Annotated in this window: 14 protein-coding genes; 8 read left to right on the top strand and 6 right to left on the bottom strand. The window is 68.9% G+C overall.

Translation table 11 applies throughout. The features are described 5' to 3' along the window. Positions 1-27 precede the first annotated feature (27 nt). Genes JC881_RS01475 through JC881_RS01455 form a run of 5 tightly spaced genes read right to left on the bottom strand, consistent with a single transcriptional unit; the run spans position 28 to position 5,586 of the window. Complete coding sequence (locus tag JC881_RS01475) at positions 28-1,680, bottom strand: ABC transporter ATP-binding protein (RefSeq protein WP_198784865.1); 1,653 nt, start codon at positions 1,678-1,680, stop codon at positions 28-30. Positions 1,681-1,694: 14 nt separating this feature from the next. Further along, entirely contained in the window at positions 1,695-2,522 is an 828-nt protein-coding gene (locus JC881_RS01470) for an ABC transporter permease (protein WP_198783941.1), read from the bottom strand. An 8-nt stretch (positions 2,523-2,530) separates the two neighbouring features. Next, positions 2,531-3,475, bottom strand: coding sequence for an ABC transporter permease (locus tag JC881_RS01465; RefSeq protein WP_198783940.1), 945 nt, complete (start codon positions 3,473-3,475; stop codon positions 2,531-2,533). A 32-nt stretch (positions 3,476-3,507) separates the two neighbouring features. Continuing rightward, positions 3,508-4,395 carry a hydrolase gene (locus JC881_RS01460; RefSeq protein WP_198783939.1) on the bottom strand — a complete coding sequence of 296 codons (888 nt, stop codon included), beginning with the start codon at positions 4,393-4,395 and terminating at the stop codon, positions 3,508-3,510. A gap of 54 nt (positions 4,396-4,449) precedes the next feature. After that, a complete protein-coding gene (locus tag JC881_RS01455; RefSeq protein ID WP_198783938.1) occupies positions 4,450-5,586 on the bottom strand; it encodes a C45 family autoproteolytic acyltransferase/hydolase in 1,137 nt (378 codons plus the stop codon). A 148-nt stretch (positions 5,587-5,734) separates the two neighbouring features. Here JC881_RS01455 and JC881_RS01450 point away from each other — a divergent pair, with 148 nt between their 5' ends. The 6 genes from JC881_RS01450 (at position 5,735) to bioD (ending at position 11,555) form a co-directional block, all read left to right on the top strand. After that, entirely contained in the window at positions 5,735-6,652 is a 918-nt protein-coding gene (locus JC881_RS01450) for a LysR substrate-binding domain-containing protein (protein ID WP_198783937.1), read from the top strand. A gap of 81 nt (positions 6,653-6,733) precedes the next feature. Continuing rightward, positions 6,734-7,045 (top strand): plasmid stabilization protein, encoded by a 312-nt coding sequence (locus JC881_RS01445; RefSeq protein ID WP_198783936.1) that lies wholly within the window; start codon positions 6,734-6,736, stop codon positions 7,043-7,045. 10 nt (positions 7,046-7,055) lie between these two features. Beyond that, a complete protein-coding gene (locus JC881_RS01440; RefSeq protein WP_198783935.1) occupies positions 7,056-7,919 on the top strand; it encodes an NmrA family NAD(P)-binding protein in 864 nt (287 codons plus the stop codon). A 303-nt stretch (positions 7,920-8,222) separates the two neighbouring features. Continuing rightward, positions 8,223-9,608 carry an adenosylmethionine--8-amino-7-oxononanoate transaminase gene (locus JC881_RS01435; RefSeq protein WP_198783934.1) on the top strand — a complete coding sequence of 462 codons (1,386 nt, stop codon included), beginning with the start codon at positions 8,223-8,225 and terminating at the stop codon, positions 9,606-9,608. After that, the gene (gene bioF, locus JC881_RS01430) at positions 9,592-10,824 is read left to right on the top strand and encodes an 8-amino-7-oxononanoate synthase (protein WP_198783933.1); all 1,233 of its coding nucleotides are present in this window, start codon (positions 9,592-9,594) and stop codon (positions 10,822-10,824) included. The genes JC881_RS01435 and bioF overlap by 17 nt, the downstream gene beginning before the upstream one ends. Next, on the top strand, positions 10,821-11,555 hold the full coding sequence (gene bioD / locus JC881_RS01425) for a dethiobiotin synthase (RefSeq protein WP_198783932.1): 735 nt from the start codon (positions 10,821-10,823) through the stop codon (positions 11,553-11,555). Before bioF ends, bioD begins: the two co-directional genes overlap by 4 nt. Before the next feature lie 120 nt (positions 11,556-11,675). Here the strand turns inward: bioD and JC881_RS01420 are convergent, their stop codons facing one another. Continuing rightward, on the bottom strand, positions 11,676-12,710 hold the full coding sequence (locus tag JC881_RS01420) for an aldo/keto reductase (RefSeq protein ID WP_198783931.1): 1,035 nt from the start codon (positions 12,708-12,710) through the stop codon (positions 11,676-11,678). A gap of 233 nt (positions 12,711-12,943) precedes the next feature. Here JC881_RS01420 and JC881_RS01415 point away from each other — a divergent pair, with 233 nt between their 5' ends. Together JC881_RS01415 and JC881_RS01410 are read left to right on the top strand one after the other, a co-directional pair. Then, positions 12,944-13,948: an AraC family transcriptional regulator gene (locus tag JC881_RS01415; RefSeq protein WP_198783930.1), complete on the top strand. Its 1,005-nt coding sequence runs from the start codon at positions 12,944-12,946 to the stop codon at positions 13,946-13,948. A gap of 14 nt (positions 13,949-13,962) precedes the next feature. Continuing rightward, positions 13,963-14,904 carry a cation diffusion facilitator family transporter gene (locus JC881_RS01410; protein WP_198783929.1) on the top strand — a complete coding sequence of 314 codons (942 nt, stop codon included), beginning with the start codon at positions 13,963-13,965 and terminating at the stop codon, positions 14,902-14,904. Positions 14,905-14,947 lie beyond the last annotated feature (43 nt).

The following is a 14,947-nucleotide window of genomic DNA, read 5'->3' as shown; positions in this document are numbered from 1 at the left end:
AACGAAAAGGGTTGGGCGATCAGGCGATCAGGCGATCGCGGCTTGGGCACCGAAGCGCCAGCGCAGCCGCACGCCGCCGGTCTCGGTCGGCTCCAGCGCCGGAATGGCCGAGAGCAGCTTGCGCGTGTAGTCCTGTTGGGGCGCATCGAACACGGTGTCGCGCGAGCCTTGTTCGACGATGCGGCCGTCCTGCATCACGATCACGCGGTCGGCCACCTGCTCGACCACGCCGAGGTCGTGGCTGATGAAGAGGCACGAGAAGCCGTGGCGCTTCTGCAGCTCGGCGAAGAGCTCCAGCACCTGCGCGCGCACCGTCACGTCGAGCGCGGACACGGGCTCGTCGGCGATCACGAAGGCGGGCCGGCGCACCAGCGCCCGCGCGATCGCCACGCGCTGCCGCTGGCCGCCCGAGAGCTCGTGCGCATAGCGCGGCGAATAGGCGGTGCCGAGGCCGACTTCATCGAGCACCTCGGCCACGCGCTTGCCCTTGTCGGCGGACGACATGCCCTTGACCAGCCTCAACCCCTCGCCGACCAGCTGGCCGATGGTCATGCGCGGATCGAGCGAGGCGTACGGGTCCTGGAACACCATCTGGCATTGCAGCCGGTAGTCGGACCAGCCGGCGTCCGAGCGCGCGATCGGGCGGCCGCGGAACAGGATCTCGCCGCCGCTGGGCTTCAAGAGCCCGGCGATGGTGCGGCCCAGCGTGGTCTTGCCCGAGCCCGAGCCGCCGACCACCGCGACCACTTCGCGCGGCCGCACCACGAGGTCGATGCCGTGCAGCGCGCGCTTGGGCACCGCCTTGGCGAAGAGGCGGCGATGGCCGGGATAGTCGACCACGAGGTTGCGCACCTGAACGACCGGCGCCTCGTCGACCACCGCGCGCGCGGGCAGCCGGCGCGGCATCGCCTGCAGCAGCTCGCGGGTGTATTCGTGCTTCGGGTGTTCGAGCAGGTCGTCGGTACGGCCGGTTTCCTTCACCTCGCCGTGCCGCATCACGACCATGCGCTGCGTGAAGCGCGCAACCATCGGCAGGTCGTGGCTGATCATCAGCACGGCCGTTTGATGTTCGCGCGTGAGGCCGACCATCAGCTCCAGCACATCGCGCTGCACCACGGCATCGAGCGCGGTGGTGGGCTCGTCGGCGATCAGCAGCGCGGGCTCCAGCAGCATCACCGAGGCCAGCATCATCCGCTGGCGCATGCCGCCCGAGAACTCGTGCGGCCAGGCGGTGAGCGCGGCCTTGGGGTCGCGGATGCCCACGCGCGCCAGCATGTCGAGGATGCGCGCCTGCCGCGCAGGGGCCGAGAGGTCGCGGCGGTGCAGCGCGAGCGCTTCGCCCAGCTGCTCGCCGATCGTCATCGACGGGTTGAGCGAAGTCATCGGCTCCTGGAACACCATGCCCACGCGCGCGCCGCGCAGTTCGCGAAGGCGCGACGGCTTGGCTTGCGCGAGGTCTTCGCCCTCGAAGAGGATGCGGCCCGCGGTGCGCACCAGCGGCGGCGGCGTGAGGCCCATGAGGGCGCGCGCGGCCTGCGTCTTGCCGCTGCCCGATTCGCCGACGATGCCCACCATCTCGCCCGGCGCGATGTCGAAGGACACGTTGCGCACGATCTCGCGGCCGCCGAGGCCGACGGCGAGCGTCAGGCCTTCGACGCTGACAAGCGGCGTGTTCGTCATGGAGGTGGTCGGGTTCATTGCACGCCCTTCATGCGCGGATCGAGCCAGTCGCGCACCGCGTCGCCCAGCAGGTTGATGCCCAGCAGCGTGAGCGCGATGCACAGGCCCGGAAGAATGGAGAGGTAGCTGGCCTGCGCCATGAACGGGCGGGCCGAGGCGAGCATGTTGCCCCACGTCGGCGCCGGCGGCGGCACGCCCAGGCCCAGGAACGACAGCGCGCTCTCGGCCAATATCACCCAGCCGAACATCGAGGTGGCCAGCACCGTGAGCGGCGCGGTGCAGTTGGGCAGCACGTGGCGCACCATCGTGTAGAGCTCGGAGTTGCCGAGCACGCGCGAGGATTCAATGAACTCCTTCTCGCGCAGCGACAGCACCGTGCCGCGCACGATGCGCGTCACCGAGGGCGTGTAGGCCAGGCCCAGCGCGAGCACGATGCCGTACTGGTTCGCGCCCACCACCGCGAGCAGGCCCAGCGCCAGCAGGAGGCCCGGGAACGCCAGCAGCGCGTTGTTGAAAGCCATGACGATGCGGTCGGTCCAGCCGCGGAGGAACCCTGTGAGCACGCCCACGATGCTGCCCACCACGATAGAGAACGTCACCGTGAGCACGGCGATCCACACGCTGGTGGCGGCGCCGGCCATGAGGCGCGAGAGCTCGTCGCGGCCGAACTCGTCGGTGCCCAGGAGGTAGCGGCCACCGGGCAGCTTCAGGCGCGAGCCGAAGTTGATGCGCAGCGGATCGTGCGGCGTCCACACGAGACTGATGAGCGCGGCGGCCACGATGAGGCCGACGATGAGGATGCCGATCAGGGCGTTGAGGGGGATGCGTTTCTTGCGGGTCATCTTCGTGCTCATTCGACAGCGACGCGGGGGTCGAACAAGGGATAGCAAAGATCGATCACGAGATTGACGACCACATAGATCACGGCGACGAACAAGAGGCAGCCCTGGATCACCGGATAGTCGCGCGCGAAGATCGCATCGACCAGCAGCCGGCCGAGGCCCGGAATGGTGAACACCGTCTCCACCACCGCGATGCCGCCCAGAAGGTTGCCCAGCACCAGGCCGATCAGCGTCCAGGTCGGGCCGAAGGCGTTCTTGAAGGCGTGGCGCATCAGCACCGCGCGCTCCGACAGGCCCTTGGCGCGCGCATGGGTGATGTAGTCCAGCCGCAGCACCTCGAGCGTGCTGGCGCGCGCCATGCGCATGAGCACGCCGATCTCGTGCAGGAACAGCGTGAGGATCGGCAGCACCAGGTACAGGAGGCCGTTCTTCCAGTCTTCGGCGATGCCCACGTAGCCCACCACCGGCAGCCAGCCGAGCTTCAGGCCGAACAGGAGCAGCAGCAACAGGCCGAGCCAGAAGGTCGGAATCGACACCAGCAGCGTCGCCGAGCCGACCAGGAGCAGGTCGGGCGCGCGGTTCTGCTTCCACGCGGCAATCATGCCGGCGGGCACGGCCACCATCGCGGCCAGCGCCACGGCCACCAGCACGATGCGGCCGCTGATGAGGAAGCGGTCGGCCACCAGCGAGAGCACGTCCTGCCCGCTGTTGATCGAGGTGCCCAGGTCGCCCTGCAGCACGTGGCCGAACCAGATGCCGAACTGCGCCGGCAGCGAGCGGTCCAGCCCGAGCCGGGCGCGCAGGTCGGCCAGGCTCGCGGGCGTGGCCAGGTCGCCGAGCAGCAACTGCGCGGGGTCGCCGGGAATGAGCCGAATCAGGACGAACACCGACACCGCCACGATGAGCAAGGTGGGTATCGCCATCGCGATGCGGGCCGCTGCGAAACGGAACATGGGCCTTCTTTCCTTGTGTGGTTTCTTGAACGTCAGGCCCGCGACGGCGCGGCGCGCAGCGCATGCAGGGCCTTCGCGAAGAAGTCTTGCACATGCCCCACGCAGGCCAGGCCGTTGTGCGGCACGTTGTCCAGCAGGTCGAACGCCACCTTCACGCCGGCCGCCTCGAACGAGCGGCGCAGCGTTTCCAGGCGCTCGGGCCGCGTGCGGCCGGCGTCGTTGGCGCCGGGCATGAAGTACTTGCCGCCTTCGCGGTGCGTGATCTCCCAGGTCTCGATGTCGGCCTTGCCCGCCACCATGTGCACCGGCAGGCGGCGCAGGGCCGCGAGGTCCATCGGCTTGCCGAAGCGGGTTTCGAAATCCTTCGTGCCGACCCACCAGCCCTGCTCGGGATCGATGAGCGTGACCGAGCCCGGCGCGCCGATGGACGCGGCCCACAGGCGCTCGGGGTGCAGCATCGCGAAGCGGTTGACGAACTGCCCGCCGCCCGAATAGCCGAAGAGCGCGAAGCGGTTGAAGTCGCAGTCGAACTTCTCGCCCACCTCGGCCACCATGTCCAGCAGGACTTCGTCGTAGCGGATGTCGGCTTCGATGAGGTGCTTGAAGCCGTCGCGGTTGCCGTCGCCGCGCACGCCCGCCGGGAACAGCGGGCACAGCACGATGCAGTCGTTCCACTTGGCAAAGCCGCTGAAGGCCTCGCGGTAGTTGACGAAGGCGCGGCCGGTGCCGTGCACCACCACCACCAGCTGCATCGGCCGCGTGCCGGCCTGGCCGATGTGCTCAGGCACGTAGGTGCAGTACGAAAAGCGCGCATCGCTGCGCGACGCATAGATGGTGCTGTGGCCCAGGTCGTAGATGGCGCGGGCGCGCTGCTCGGCCTGGCTCGGCGGAATTTCGGGGACTTCGATGAGGGCGGTCATGAAAAGGAATCTGCGGATGAAAAAAGAACAGGAGTAGGGGCGCCGGGGTGCGGACTACAGCGTGTATTCCTGGAAGTTGCGCGCCTCGTAGGGCTTGCGCGCCACCCACATCACGCGGTTGGCCGCGTCCATGAGCGTGGTGGCCACGGTGGCCGAGATGCTGCTGAAGTCCGCCGGCTTGGGCGTGCGCAGCACGCCGTCGGGCTTGCCGAACTCGTCGGCCAGCGCGGCCTTCACATGGGGCCAGTCGATGCGGCCCTCGATGCGGCCGAGCGCGTTTTCCACGCGGTGCTGGCGGTAGATGCTGTCGGGCCGCTGCGGCAGGCCGGGGTCGCGCAGCTTGATCACGGCCGAGGGCGACATCCAGTGGTTGGCATGCACCAGCAGGTCGTTCTCGGGCAGCGTCCAGAAGATCTCGCCGGGCGAGGTCTCCAGGCTGATGCCCGAGCCGTCGTTGCCCGTGGCTTGCGCCAGGATCATGTTGTTGGCGCAGTAGCGCTTCGATGCCCAGATGGTCTTCATCGCCTGCGCGAGATTCGCGGCTTCGAGCACGCGGCGGCGCAGCAGCACCAGCGGCACGCCCGCGCCCTTGCGGAAGTCTTCGTCGCAGGTCAGCGAGTTGCCGGTGAGCGAGACGCCGTTGGTGTTGAAGCCGTGGCGGGCCAACGCGCCGGCTTCGGTGAAGGTGAGCATGTCGGGCGCGCTCCCGTTGCCGCGGATGCGCAGCACGATGCCGGTGTCCACGCATTCCTGGCGCCAGTCCCAGTTGTGGGCGTGCATGAGGCGCCCGGTGGCCGAGCGCGCGGGCAGCACGAGGAGGCCGGTGCAGTCGCCGTCCTCGCTCGATGGCGGCTCGGCGGGCGGCGTGGCTGTCTGCTTCATGTCGGCATAACCGAACAGCATCTCGGTGCGGCAATTGATCATCACCACGTCTTCGAGCGACACGCCCGCGCCCTCGGCGATGCCGCGCATCTCTTCCAGGTAGCTCGCGTCGTAGGCCTCGATGACCGGCAGCATCGACTGCGCGAGCTGGCGGATGGTGGCGTCGTCCAGGCCGCGGCGGCCCAACTGGGCGCGGTAGAGCGCGACGCCCCCGGCCACGCGCTCGGGCACGGCGCGGCCGTGCTGCACGCCGCGGGCGTGGGGCGTGCCGGAAACATCGACGAGGGGGAAATATTCAGGAGTGGGCATGGCGTGGCGGGTGGCGTTGCGGGTTGTCATCTGCCTGCCGCGGGAGTGCGGTAGTTCAGTGCCGATGGCCGCATTGTTTTGCAGGTACAGGAAAAAATAAATTTAAAAATCATTTAGAGTTGATAAAGGATTTGTTTACCTTCCGCCCATGAGCTCCATTCGTTTTCTTCGCACCTTCGTGGCCGCGGCCCGTGGCGGCTCCTTTGCCGCGGCCTCCGACGAGGTGGCCCTGACGCAGGCGGCCGTGGGCCAGCAGATGCGCGCCCTCGAATCCGAGATGAAGAAGACCCTCTTCGACAAGACCGGCCGCACCATGGTGCTGAGCCCCGCCGGCCACCTGCTGCTGCCGCGCGCCGAAGCGCTGCTCGCGCAGTACGAGTCGATGCGCCGCGACCTGCAGGACCAGCGGCAGATCGCCGGCACCATCAAGCTCGGCTCGCTCATCTCGGCCATGGGCCTCCTGTCGGGCACGCTGGCGGTGCTCAAGTCGCTGCACCCGAACCTGGAAGTCGAGCTGCGCGTGCGCGAGCAGTCGCAGCTGATGCAGGACGTGATCAGCGGCGAGCTCGATGCGGCCGTGGTCGTCGAGCGCCAGTGGCCCGAGGTGCCGGGTCTCCTGTGGACGCCGTGCTACGAGGAGTCGCTCACCGTCATCGCCAATTCGGGCATCGCCTCGCCCGAGACGCCCATCGCGAGCCTGTTCGCGAACCATCCCTTCATCCGCTTCGACCGGCGCACGCCGACCGGGGCGCGCATCGACAGGATCCTGCGGCGGCTGCAGTTCGTGCCGAGGGAGTTTCTCGAACTCAACTCGCTGCTCGCCATTGCGGAACTGGTGCGCAAGAACGTGGGCTTCACCATGGCGCCGCTCCTGAAGAACTTCGACTGGGAGAGCGACCCCGCGCTGTGCGTGCTGCAGTTGCCCGGCCGCCCCGTCGCGCGCCGGCTGGGCATGCTGGAGAACGGCAAGCGCAGCCACATCACCAGCGTCGTGCGCGAGGAAATGCTGGCGCACCTGCGACGCATGAAGGCGGCGGCCGAGCCGTCCCGCGACAGACAGCGCTGACGCGCAGCGCGTGCGTCTTCTTACCCGCGGCGCGGGCCGTGCGCCCAGCATGAAGGCTTCTCAACCTGAAGGAGCGCTGACATGCCAAGAGGCGACAAGTCGTCCTACACGGACAAGCAGAAACGCAAGGCCGAGCACATCGAGGAAGGCTACGAGCACCGCGGTGTCGGCAAGGGCGAGGCCGAGCGCCGCGCCTGGGCCACGGTGAATGCCGAGACCGGCGGCGGCAAGAAGAGCGGATCGGGCCGCGGCAAGACAGAGAACCATGCGTCTTCGCGCAAGGGCGGCCACAAGGGTGGTGCGGCGGCGGCCTCTCGCACCGCCGAGGAACGCTCGGCATCGGCCAAGAAGGCGGCTGCCACGCGCAAGCGCAATGCCGAGAAGCGTTCATAGGGAGATGGCGATGCACATCATCCTCGGCGCCACGGGCCATGTCGGCTCGTCGCTGGCGCAGGCGCTGCTCGCGCGCAACGAGCCCGTCACCGTGGTCACGCGCGATGCGAGCAAGGCCGAGCCGCTCAAGACCAAGGGCGCCCATGTGGCGCAGGTCGACGTGTTCGACACGCCCGCGCTGCACCGCGTGATCGCGCGCGGGCACCGGCTCTTCGTGCTCAACCCGCCGGCGCCCCCGTCGACCGACACGGTCGCCGAAGAGCGCAGGAGCCTGTACGCCATCGTGGACGCGCTGGAGGGTTGCAAGCTCGAGAAGATCGTCTGCGAATCGGCCTACGGCGCACAGCCGGGCAACGGCATCGGCGACCTCGGGGTGCTGTACGACATGGAGCAGGCGCTGCAGGCCGGCAAGGCGCCGGTCAGTCCCCTCCGCGCGGCCTACTACATGAGCAACTGGGATGCCTCGCTCGACACTGCCCGGAACGAAGGCAAGCTGCACAGCATGTACCCGCCCGATTTCACGCTGCCGATGGTGGCGCCGCACGACCTGGGCGAGTTCGCCGCGCGGCTGATGCTGGGCGCGGCCGAGGCATCGGGGCCGCACTACGTCGAAGGGCCGGAGCGCTATTCGCCGGCCGATGTCGCGCGAGCCTTTGCAGACGCGCTGGGGCGGCCGGTGGAAGTGGCGGTGACGCCGCCCGAGCAATGGGAGCAGGCGTACCGGTCGCTGGGGTTTTCGGAGGCCGCGGCGAGGTCGTACGCGGCGATGACGCGCATCACGCTGGACAACAAGGAAGAGCCCGAGAAGCCCGAGCGCGGGGCGACTTCGCTGCGCGACTACATCACGGCGCTGGTGAAGAAGAGCGCTGGATGAGCGCCGGGAAGTGGTTTGCCTCAATCGGACATTCACGTGTCCGATGAGGCGCGATGTGCCTGATATCTGGCGCCCCTCCGACATTCGCCAGTTATCTTTGGCGTTGACCGGACAACTTGCGACCGGCCCGCCGAGGCCCCTCCGGCTCGATGCTGTCGCGTTGCGCGAGCTTGTTCGCAACGCGATTGCTACGCCGTCCATCGTCGTCCAAGCACGCGGCAATCTGCCAGCGCCGAGGCGGTTTGTCGTGCCTGCAAAGCGTCGATACGATCCCGCGCCTTGCTCCCACAAAGGAATGCGCGGATGCCGCCATCGACTGCTTTTTCCCCCTCCGCCAACACCAACTGGCAGCAGCGCAGCCGGCGCCACGTGTGGCATCCGTGCACGCAGAGCATCCGCCTCGAAGCGGTGCCGCCGTTGCCGATCGCGCGGGGCGAGGGCGTCTGGCTCATCGACCATGACGGCCGCCGCTACCTCGACGCGACGAGCTCGTGGTGGGTCAACCTTTTCGGCCACGCGCACCCGGCCATCAACGCGGCGCTGAAGGACCAGCTCGACACGCTCTCGCACGTGATGCTCGCGGGCTGCACGCACGCACCGGCCGTCGAACTGGCCGAGCGGCTTGCCGCGCTGACCGGTCATGAACTGGGCCATTGCTTCTATGCCTCCGATGGCGCCTCAGCCGTGGAGATCGCGCTGAAGATGAGCTTTCACGCATGGCGCAACGCGGGACGCAGCGGCAAGCAGCACTTCGTCGCGCTGCGACACGGTTACCACGGCGAAACGCTGGGCGCGCTGCATGTGACCGACGTGCCCGTGTTCCGCGATGCCTATGCGCCGCTGCTCGCGAACGCGCACCTCGTGGCGTCGCCGGATGCGCGAGCCGCGTTGGCGGGCGAGGATGCCAGCGCCGTGGCGCGGCGTGCCGCCGCGGAACTCGAAGCGCTGCTGGCCGAAAGCCATGCATCCATCGCGGCCGTGATCGTCGAGCCGCTCGTGCAATGCGCCACCGGCATGGCGATGCATGACCCCGACTACCTGCGCCTCGTGCGTGCCCTCTGCGACCGCTACGAGGTGCACCTCATCGCCGATGAAATTGCGGTGGGATGCGGCCGCACCGGCAGCTTCTTCGCCTGCGAGCAGGCCGGCATCTGGCCCGATTTCCTGTGTCTCTCCAAAGGCATCAGCGGCGGCTACCTGCCGCTTGCGCTGGTGATGACGCGCGATGCGATCTACGAAGGCTTCGTGGACGACGACGTGGCGCGCAGCTTCCTGCATTCGCATTCGTACACCGGCAACGCGCTGGCCTGCTGCGCGGCGCTCGCGACGCTCGACCTGTTCGAGCGCGAGGATGCATTGCGCCGCAATCGTGGCCGCGCCGAGCGATTGATCGGCCGGCTGCGCGAAGGGCTGCGCCGCATGCCCGTCGACCACCTGCGCCAGCGCGGAATGATCACGGCCTTCGACGTGCGCGAGCCCGGTGCCCGGTTCGCGGAGCGCTTTCACCTCGCAGCGCGTGCGAACGGGCTGCTGATGCGCCCCATCGGTTCGACCGTCTACCTCATGCCGCCCTACGTGATCGGCGACGACGAGATCGACCGGCTGGTCGATGGCACGCTGGCCACGCTCCAGGCGGTGTCCTCGCCAGAGCACGCCGAAGCAGGAGGCCGCGATGTTGCGCTTGCTTGAACGCCTGCAGGACGAGATCACCGCGCTCGATACGCAGGCGCTGCGCCGCCGGCGGCAGATCGCCGAGACCGCCTGCGCACCCGAGCAGTCGCTGACGCTGGCCGGCGCGACCGCGCCGCGCACCATGCTCGGCTTCAGCAGCAACGACTACCTGGGCCTGGCCGCGCATCCGGCGCTGGCCGCGGCGCTCGCCGAAGGCGCGGCGCGCTACGGCACGGGCAGCGGCGGCTCGCACCTGATCCTGGGCCATTCGCGCGCGCACGCCGAGCTCGAGGAGCGGCTGGCCGGCTGGATGGCGCCATTCATCCCCGAGGCGCGCAGCCTTTTCTTCTGCACGGGCTACATGGCCAACCTCGCGGTGCTGTCGGCGCTCGGCGGCGCGGAGGCGGTGATCTTTTCCGAATCGCTCAATCACGCCTCGCTCATCGACGGCGCGCGGCTGGCCAAGGCGCGCGTGGCGCGCTATCCGCATTGCGACGCGGCCGCGCTCGATGCGCAGCTGGGCGCCTGCGACGCGCCGGTCAAGCTGATCGTGAGCGATGCGGTCTTCAGCATGGACGGCAACATCGCGCCCGTGGCCGAACTGCTCGCGCTCGCGGAGCGCCACGATGCGTGGCTGGTGCTGGACGACGCCCACGGCTTCGGCGTGCTGGGCGCGACGGGCCGGGGCGTGCTGCAGGCGATGGCGCTGCGCTCGGAGCGGCTGGTGCTCATCGGCACGCTCGGCAAGGCGGCCGGGGTGTCGGGCGCGTTCGTGGCGGCGCACCGCACCGTCATCGATTACCTCGTGCAGCGGGCGCGGCCGTACATCTTCACCACGGCCGCGCCGCCGGCCATCGCGCATGCGCTGCTCGCGAGCCTTTCGCTGATCGAAGGCGGGGAGGGTGACGAGCGCCGCGCGCGATTGAAGGCGCGCATCGCCCAACTGCGCCGGGGCCTGAACGCGGTCCTTCCGCCGGACGGCAGCGCCTGGCTGCCCGATTCGCCCACCGCGATCCAGCCGCTGATCCTCGGCGACAACGCGCGCGCGATGCGGACGATGGCGCAGCTCGATGCCCGCGGTTTGCGCGTCGGCGCGATCCGTCCGCCGACCGTGCCGGCCGGCACCGCGCGCCTGCGGATCGCGCTGTCGGCCAGCCACAGCGAGGCCGACGTGGCGCGGCTGGTCGATGCGCTGGGCGACGCCTTGGCGCAGCCGTGGAAGGAGGCCGCATGACGCAGCGCCGCTGGTTCGTCACGGGCACCGACACGGGCGTCGGCAAGACGCTGGTCAGCAGCGCGATGCTCAGCCTGCTGGCCGCCTCGGGCCTGCGCGCGGTCGGCATGAAGCCGGTGGCCGCGGGCCTGGAACGGGTGAATGGTGCGTGGCGGAACGAAGACGTCGAGCAACTGCGCGCGGCCGGCAATGTCGATGCGCCGCTGGCCTTGCGCTGTCCGTACCTGCTGCGCGCGCCGATGTCGCCGCACCTCGCGGCGCGGGAAGAGAGCGTGCGCATCGAACTGCCGACGATGCTGTCGGCCTTCGAGGCGCTGTCGCAGCGCGCGGACGCGGTGGTCGTCGAAGGCGTGGGCGGGTTCTGCGTGCCGTTCGGCGACGACCTGGGCAGCGCCGACCTGGCCATGGCGCTCGGGCTGCCGGTGATCCTCGTGGTGGGGCTGCGGCTCGGTTGCCTGAACCATGCGCTGCTCACGGCCGAAGCCGTGCGGGCGCGCGACCTCGTGCTGGCCGGCTGGGTCGCGAGCGTCATCGAGCCGCAGATGCTGTCGCCCGAGGCGAATCTACAAACCTTGCGCGACCGGCTCGGCGCGCCCTTGCTCGGCGTGGTGCCGCACCTGCCCGCGCCCGATGCGGCCAGCGCCGCGCGGCACCTCGACCTGCGTGCACTGCGCGCAACCGCGGCCCACGCCGCGCGGCGCTCGGCCGCGCTGGCGTTGGCGCTGGCCTGATAGGAATTGCGTTCGATTTGCCAAAGCCGTTCGGGCTGAGCCTGTCGAAGCCTCGCGCGGCGCTTCGACAAGCTCAGCGTGAACGGATTTATCTTTTCGAAGCAACCTGGTATGAGCCAATCAGGCCAGGTGCTTGTCGCGGTTCGCGCGTTGGCGCTCCAGCATCCAGCCCGGGTACTCGGCCGGCAGCGCGCTCACCTTGTCGAGCGTGGCCAGCTCGTCGGCTGACAACTCGATGGCCGTGGCCGCGATGTTGTCGTCCAGCTGCTCGACGCGCTTGGCGCCGATGATCACGCTGGTCACCACCGGCTGGTGCAGCAGCCATGCCAGCGCGATCTGCGCCACCGACACCTTGCGGGCCTCGGCCAGCACGCGCATCGCATCGATGCAGTCGTAGGCGCGGTCGCGGTTCACCGGCGGGAAGTCGAAGCTGGCGCGGCGGGTGCCCTTTTCGGTCTCGGTATGGCGGTCGACCTTGCCGCTCAAGAGGCCACCGGCCAACGGGCTCCAGACCATGAGGCCGACGTTTTCGCTGCGCAGCATCGGCACCAGCTCGCGCTCCAGGTCGCGCCCGGCGATGGTGTAGTAGGCCTGCAGCGACTCGAAGCGCGCGATCCGGTCGCGCTCGGCGATGCCCAGCGCCTTGGCGATCTGCCAGGCCGCCCAGTTCGACACGCCCACGTAGCGCACGTGGCCCTGCTGCACGAGGTTATCGAGCGCATGCACCGTTTCCTCGATGGGCGTGAGCGGATCGAAGCCGTGGATCTGGTAGAGGTCGATGTGGTCCAGCTGCAGGCGCTTCAGGCTCGCCTTCACGCCGTCCATGATGTGAAAGCGCGAGGCGCCGCTGGAGTTGGGGCCCTTGCTGCCGGTTTCGCCGAGCACCTTGGTGGCCACCACCACGCTATCGCGCGGGATCTTCAGGTTCTTGAGCGCCTGGCCGGTGATGACTTCCGACTGGCCTTCGGAGTACACGTCGGCCGTGTCGATGAAGTTGATGCCGGCGTCGATGGCGCGCCCGACCAGGCCTTCGGCCTCAGCCTGCTGGAGGTCGCCGATCTGGCTCCAGATGCCCGAGGCGCCGCCGAAGGTCATCGTGCCGAGGCAGAGTTCGGAAACCAGGAGGCCGGTGCGGCCGAATTTGCGGTACTGCATGGAGAGGTCCTTTGTGTTGTGGGAGGGTGTGGGGAGATGCCGGGTGAGGCACTGGCAAAAAGTATCCGCCCGCGGCCCCCGGCGCGGCGAGCGCGTTCCTGCAAAGTCTTTGCCTATTTCTCCAGACCTCCTTCCCGGGGCGTGCAGATTCATGGGAGCGGCGCTAAGCTGTAAACCACCCGATCCTCCACGGTGCCCGCCACCGTGACCTTCACCGCGACAAGGCCCCCTACATGTCCGACGAAACACCCGAAATCGCTGCCGAAATCGCTGGAGCCCTGGCCCAGCCGATGCCGCTGGAGCCCGAACTCGACGAAGCCAGGAAGGAACTGGTGGCGCTCATCAACCGCATCACCGGCGGGCGCGACGGCACGGTGGAAACGCCGGTGGCCGGACTGCAGGTGTTCTGCATCAGCAAGCCCGACGGCCCCAAGCACGCCTTCGCGACGCCCGCGCTCGGGCTGATCGCGCAGGGCTCCAAGCGAATCATCGTGGGCGACGACATCTATGTGTACGACCCGATGCACTACCTCGTCACCTCGGTGGACCTGCCCGTGTGCGGCCAGGTGCGCCTCACGTGCGAGAACGAGCCGTACCTGGGCGTGCGGCTGGAGCTGGCGCTCGACGAAATCGGCGAGCTCATCGGCGACGAGAAGCTGCCCGCCAAGGCCAACGCGCCGGCTTCGCGCGGCATGTACGTCAACCGCATCGCGATGCCGGTGCTGGAGCCGGTGCTTCGGTTGCTGCGGCTGGTCGAGACGCCGGAGGACGTGCCGATCATGGCGCCCCTCATCAAGCGCGAGATCATGTACCGCCTGCTGGTGAACGGCGAGGGCGCGCGGCTGCGCCAGATCGCGCTGCAGGACAGCCACACCCAGCGCATCGCCAAGGCCATCAGCGCGCTGCGCGTGAACTATGCGCAGTCGCTGCGGGTGGAGGACATGGCGCGCGCGGTGCACATGAGCGTGTCGTCGTTCCACCATCACTTCAAGGCCGTGACCGCGATGAGCCCGCTGCAGTACCAAAAGCAGTTGCGCCTGCAGGAAGCGCGCCGCCAGATGCTGATGACCGGCACCGACGTGGCGAGCGCCGCGCACAGCGTGGGCTACGAAAGCCCCTCGCAGTTCGCGCGCGAATACGGCCGCATGTTCGGTGCGCCGCCGCTGCGCGACAAGCAGCGCTGGCTCTCGGAGGCCGGCAACGACGCGATGGGCGCGGCGTCGATGGAAGCGGCCTAGGCGGCCTGAGCCGGATGGCCGAATCCAAGGTTGCGATCTACGGCGCCATCGGCGCCAACGTGGCGATCGCCATCACCAAGTTCATCGTGGCGGGCATCACCGGCAGCTCGGCGATGCTGTCCGAGGGCATCCACTCGGCGGTCGACACCTTCAACGGCGTGCTGCTGCTCGTGGGCCTGAAGCTGAGCAAGCGGCCCGCGACGCCCGAGCATCCGTTCGGCCACGGCAAGGAGCTCTATTTCTGGAGCCTGATCGTGGCGGTGCTGATCTTCGGGCTGGGCGGCGGCGTGTCGTTCTACGAAGGCATCCAGCACATCCGCGCGCCCGAGCCGATGCGCGACCCCACGTGGAACTACGTCGTGCTCGCGGCTGCCTTCGTGTTCGAGGGCACGAGCTTTCTCATTGCGCTCAGGCAGTTCCGCGCGCAGGCCAACGGCACGCCGTTCTGGCAGGCGCTGGACCGCAGCAAGGACCCGACCACCTACACCGTGCTGGCCGAGGATTCCGCCGCGCTGGTGGGCCTCGTGGTGGCCGGGCTCGGCATCTACTTGAGCCACGCGCTGGACATGCCGGCGCTCGACGGCGTGGCCTCGGTGGTCATCGGCGTGCTGCTGGCGGGCGTGGCGGTGCTGCTCATCGCGCAGGCGCGGGGCCTGCTGATCGGCGAGGGCATCCGGCCCGAGACGGCGCGCGCCATCCGCGAGCTCGCGATGGCGCAGCCCAGCGTCGAAGACGTGGGGCATGTGCTGTCGATGTACATCGGCGCCGACGAGGCGCTGGTGATCGTGGACGTCAACTTCAGGGACGACATTTCCACGGGCGAGGCGGGCGAGGCCGTTGCCGCCATCGAGACGCAGGTGCGCGCGCGTTTCCCGACGATCAAGCGCATCTTCATCGAGGCGACCGATGCCCCGCAGGCCGGCGCGGCGCCTGCGAAAGACGGCGGCGCCTTGTAGCACTTGCTGCGATTTCTTGCGTCGTCACGACCATGCAGGTTTC

This window comes from Variovorax sp. IB41 (assembly GCF_016405905.1).
Classification (GTDB): domain Bacteria; phylum Pseudomonadota; class Gammaproteobacteria; order Burkholderiales; family Burkholderiaceae_C; genus Variovorax.
Note: the sequence above shows the minus strand (reverse complement) of the source record. Positions and strands in the feature narration are given on the sequence as shown.

Coding starts and splice junctions, on each gene's coding strand:
- JC881_RS01475 (WP_198784865.1), bottom strand. CDS start 1,680: ATGACGAACACGCCGCTTGTCAGCGTCGAAGGCCTGACGCTCGCCGTC.
- JC881_RS01470 (WP_198783941.1), bottom strand. CDS start 2,522: ATGACCCGCAAGAAACGCATCCCCCTCAACGCCCTGATCGGCATCCTC.
- JC881_RS01465 (WP_198783940.1), bottom strand. CDS start 3,475: ATGTTCCGTTTCGCAGCGGCCCGCATCGCGATGGCGATACCCACCTTG.
- JC881_RS01460 (WP_198783939.1), bottom strand. CDS start 4,395: ATGACCGCCCTCATCGAAGTCCCCGAAATTCCGCCGAGCCAGGCCGAG.
- JC881_RS01455 (WP_198783938.1), bottom strand. CDS start 5,586: ATGCCCACTCCTGAATATTTCCCCCTCGTCGATGTTTCCGGCACGCCC.
- JC881_RS01450 (WP_198783937.1), top strand. CDS start 5,735: ATGAGCTCCATTCGTTTTCTTCGCACCTTCGTGGCCGCGGCCCGTGGC.
- JC881_RS01445 (WP_198783936.1), top strand. CDS start 6,734: ATGCCAAGAGGCGACAAGTCGTCCTACACGGACAAGCAGAAACGCAAG.
- JC881_RS01440 (WP_198783935.1), top strand. CDS start 7,056: ATGCACATCATCCTCGGCGCCACGGGCCATGTCGGCTCGTCGCTGGCG.
- JC881_RS01435 (WP_198783934.1), top strand. CDS start 8,223: ATGCCGCCATCGACTGCTTTTTCCCCCTCCGCCAACACCAACTGGCAG.
- bioF (WP_198783933.1), top strand. CDS start 9,592: ATGTTGCGCTTGCTTGAACGCCTGCAGGACGAGATCACCGCGCTCGAT.
- bioD (WP_198783932.1), top strand. CDS start 10,821: ATGACGCAGCGCCGCTGGTTCGTCACGGGCACCGACACGGGCGTCGGC.
- JC881_RS01420 (WP_198783931.1), bottom strand. CDS start 12,710: ATGCAGTACCGCAAATTCGGCCGCACCGGCCTCCTGGTTTCCGAACTC.
- JC881_RS01415 (WP_198783930.1), top strand. CDS start 12,944: ATGTCCGACGAAACACCCGAAATCGCTGCCGAAATCGCTGGAGCCCTG.
- JC881_RS01410 (WP_198783929.1), top strand. CDS start 13,963: ATGGCCGAATCCAAGGTTGCGATCTACGGCGCCATCGGCGCCAACGTG.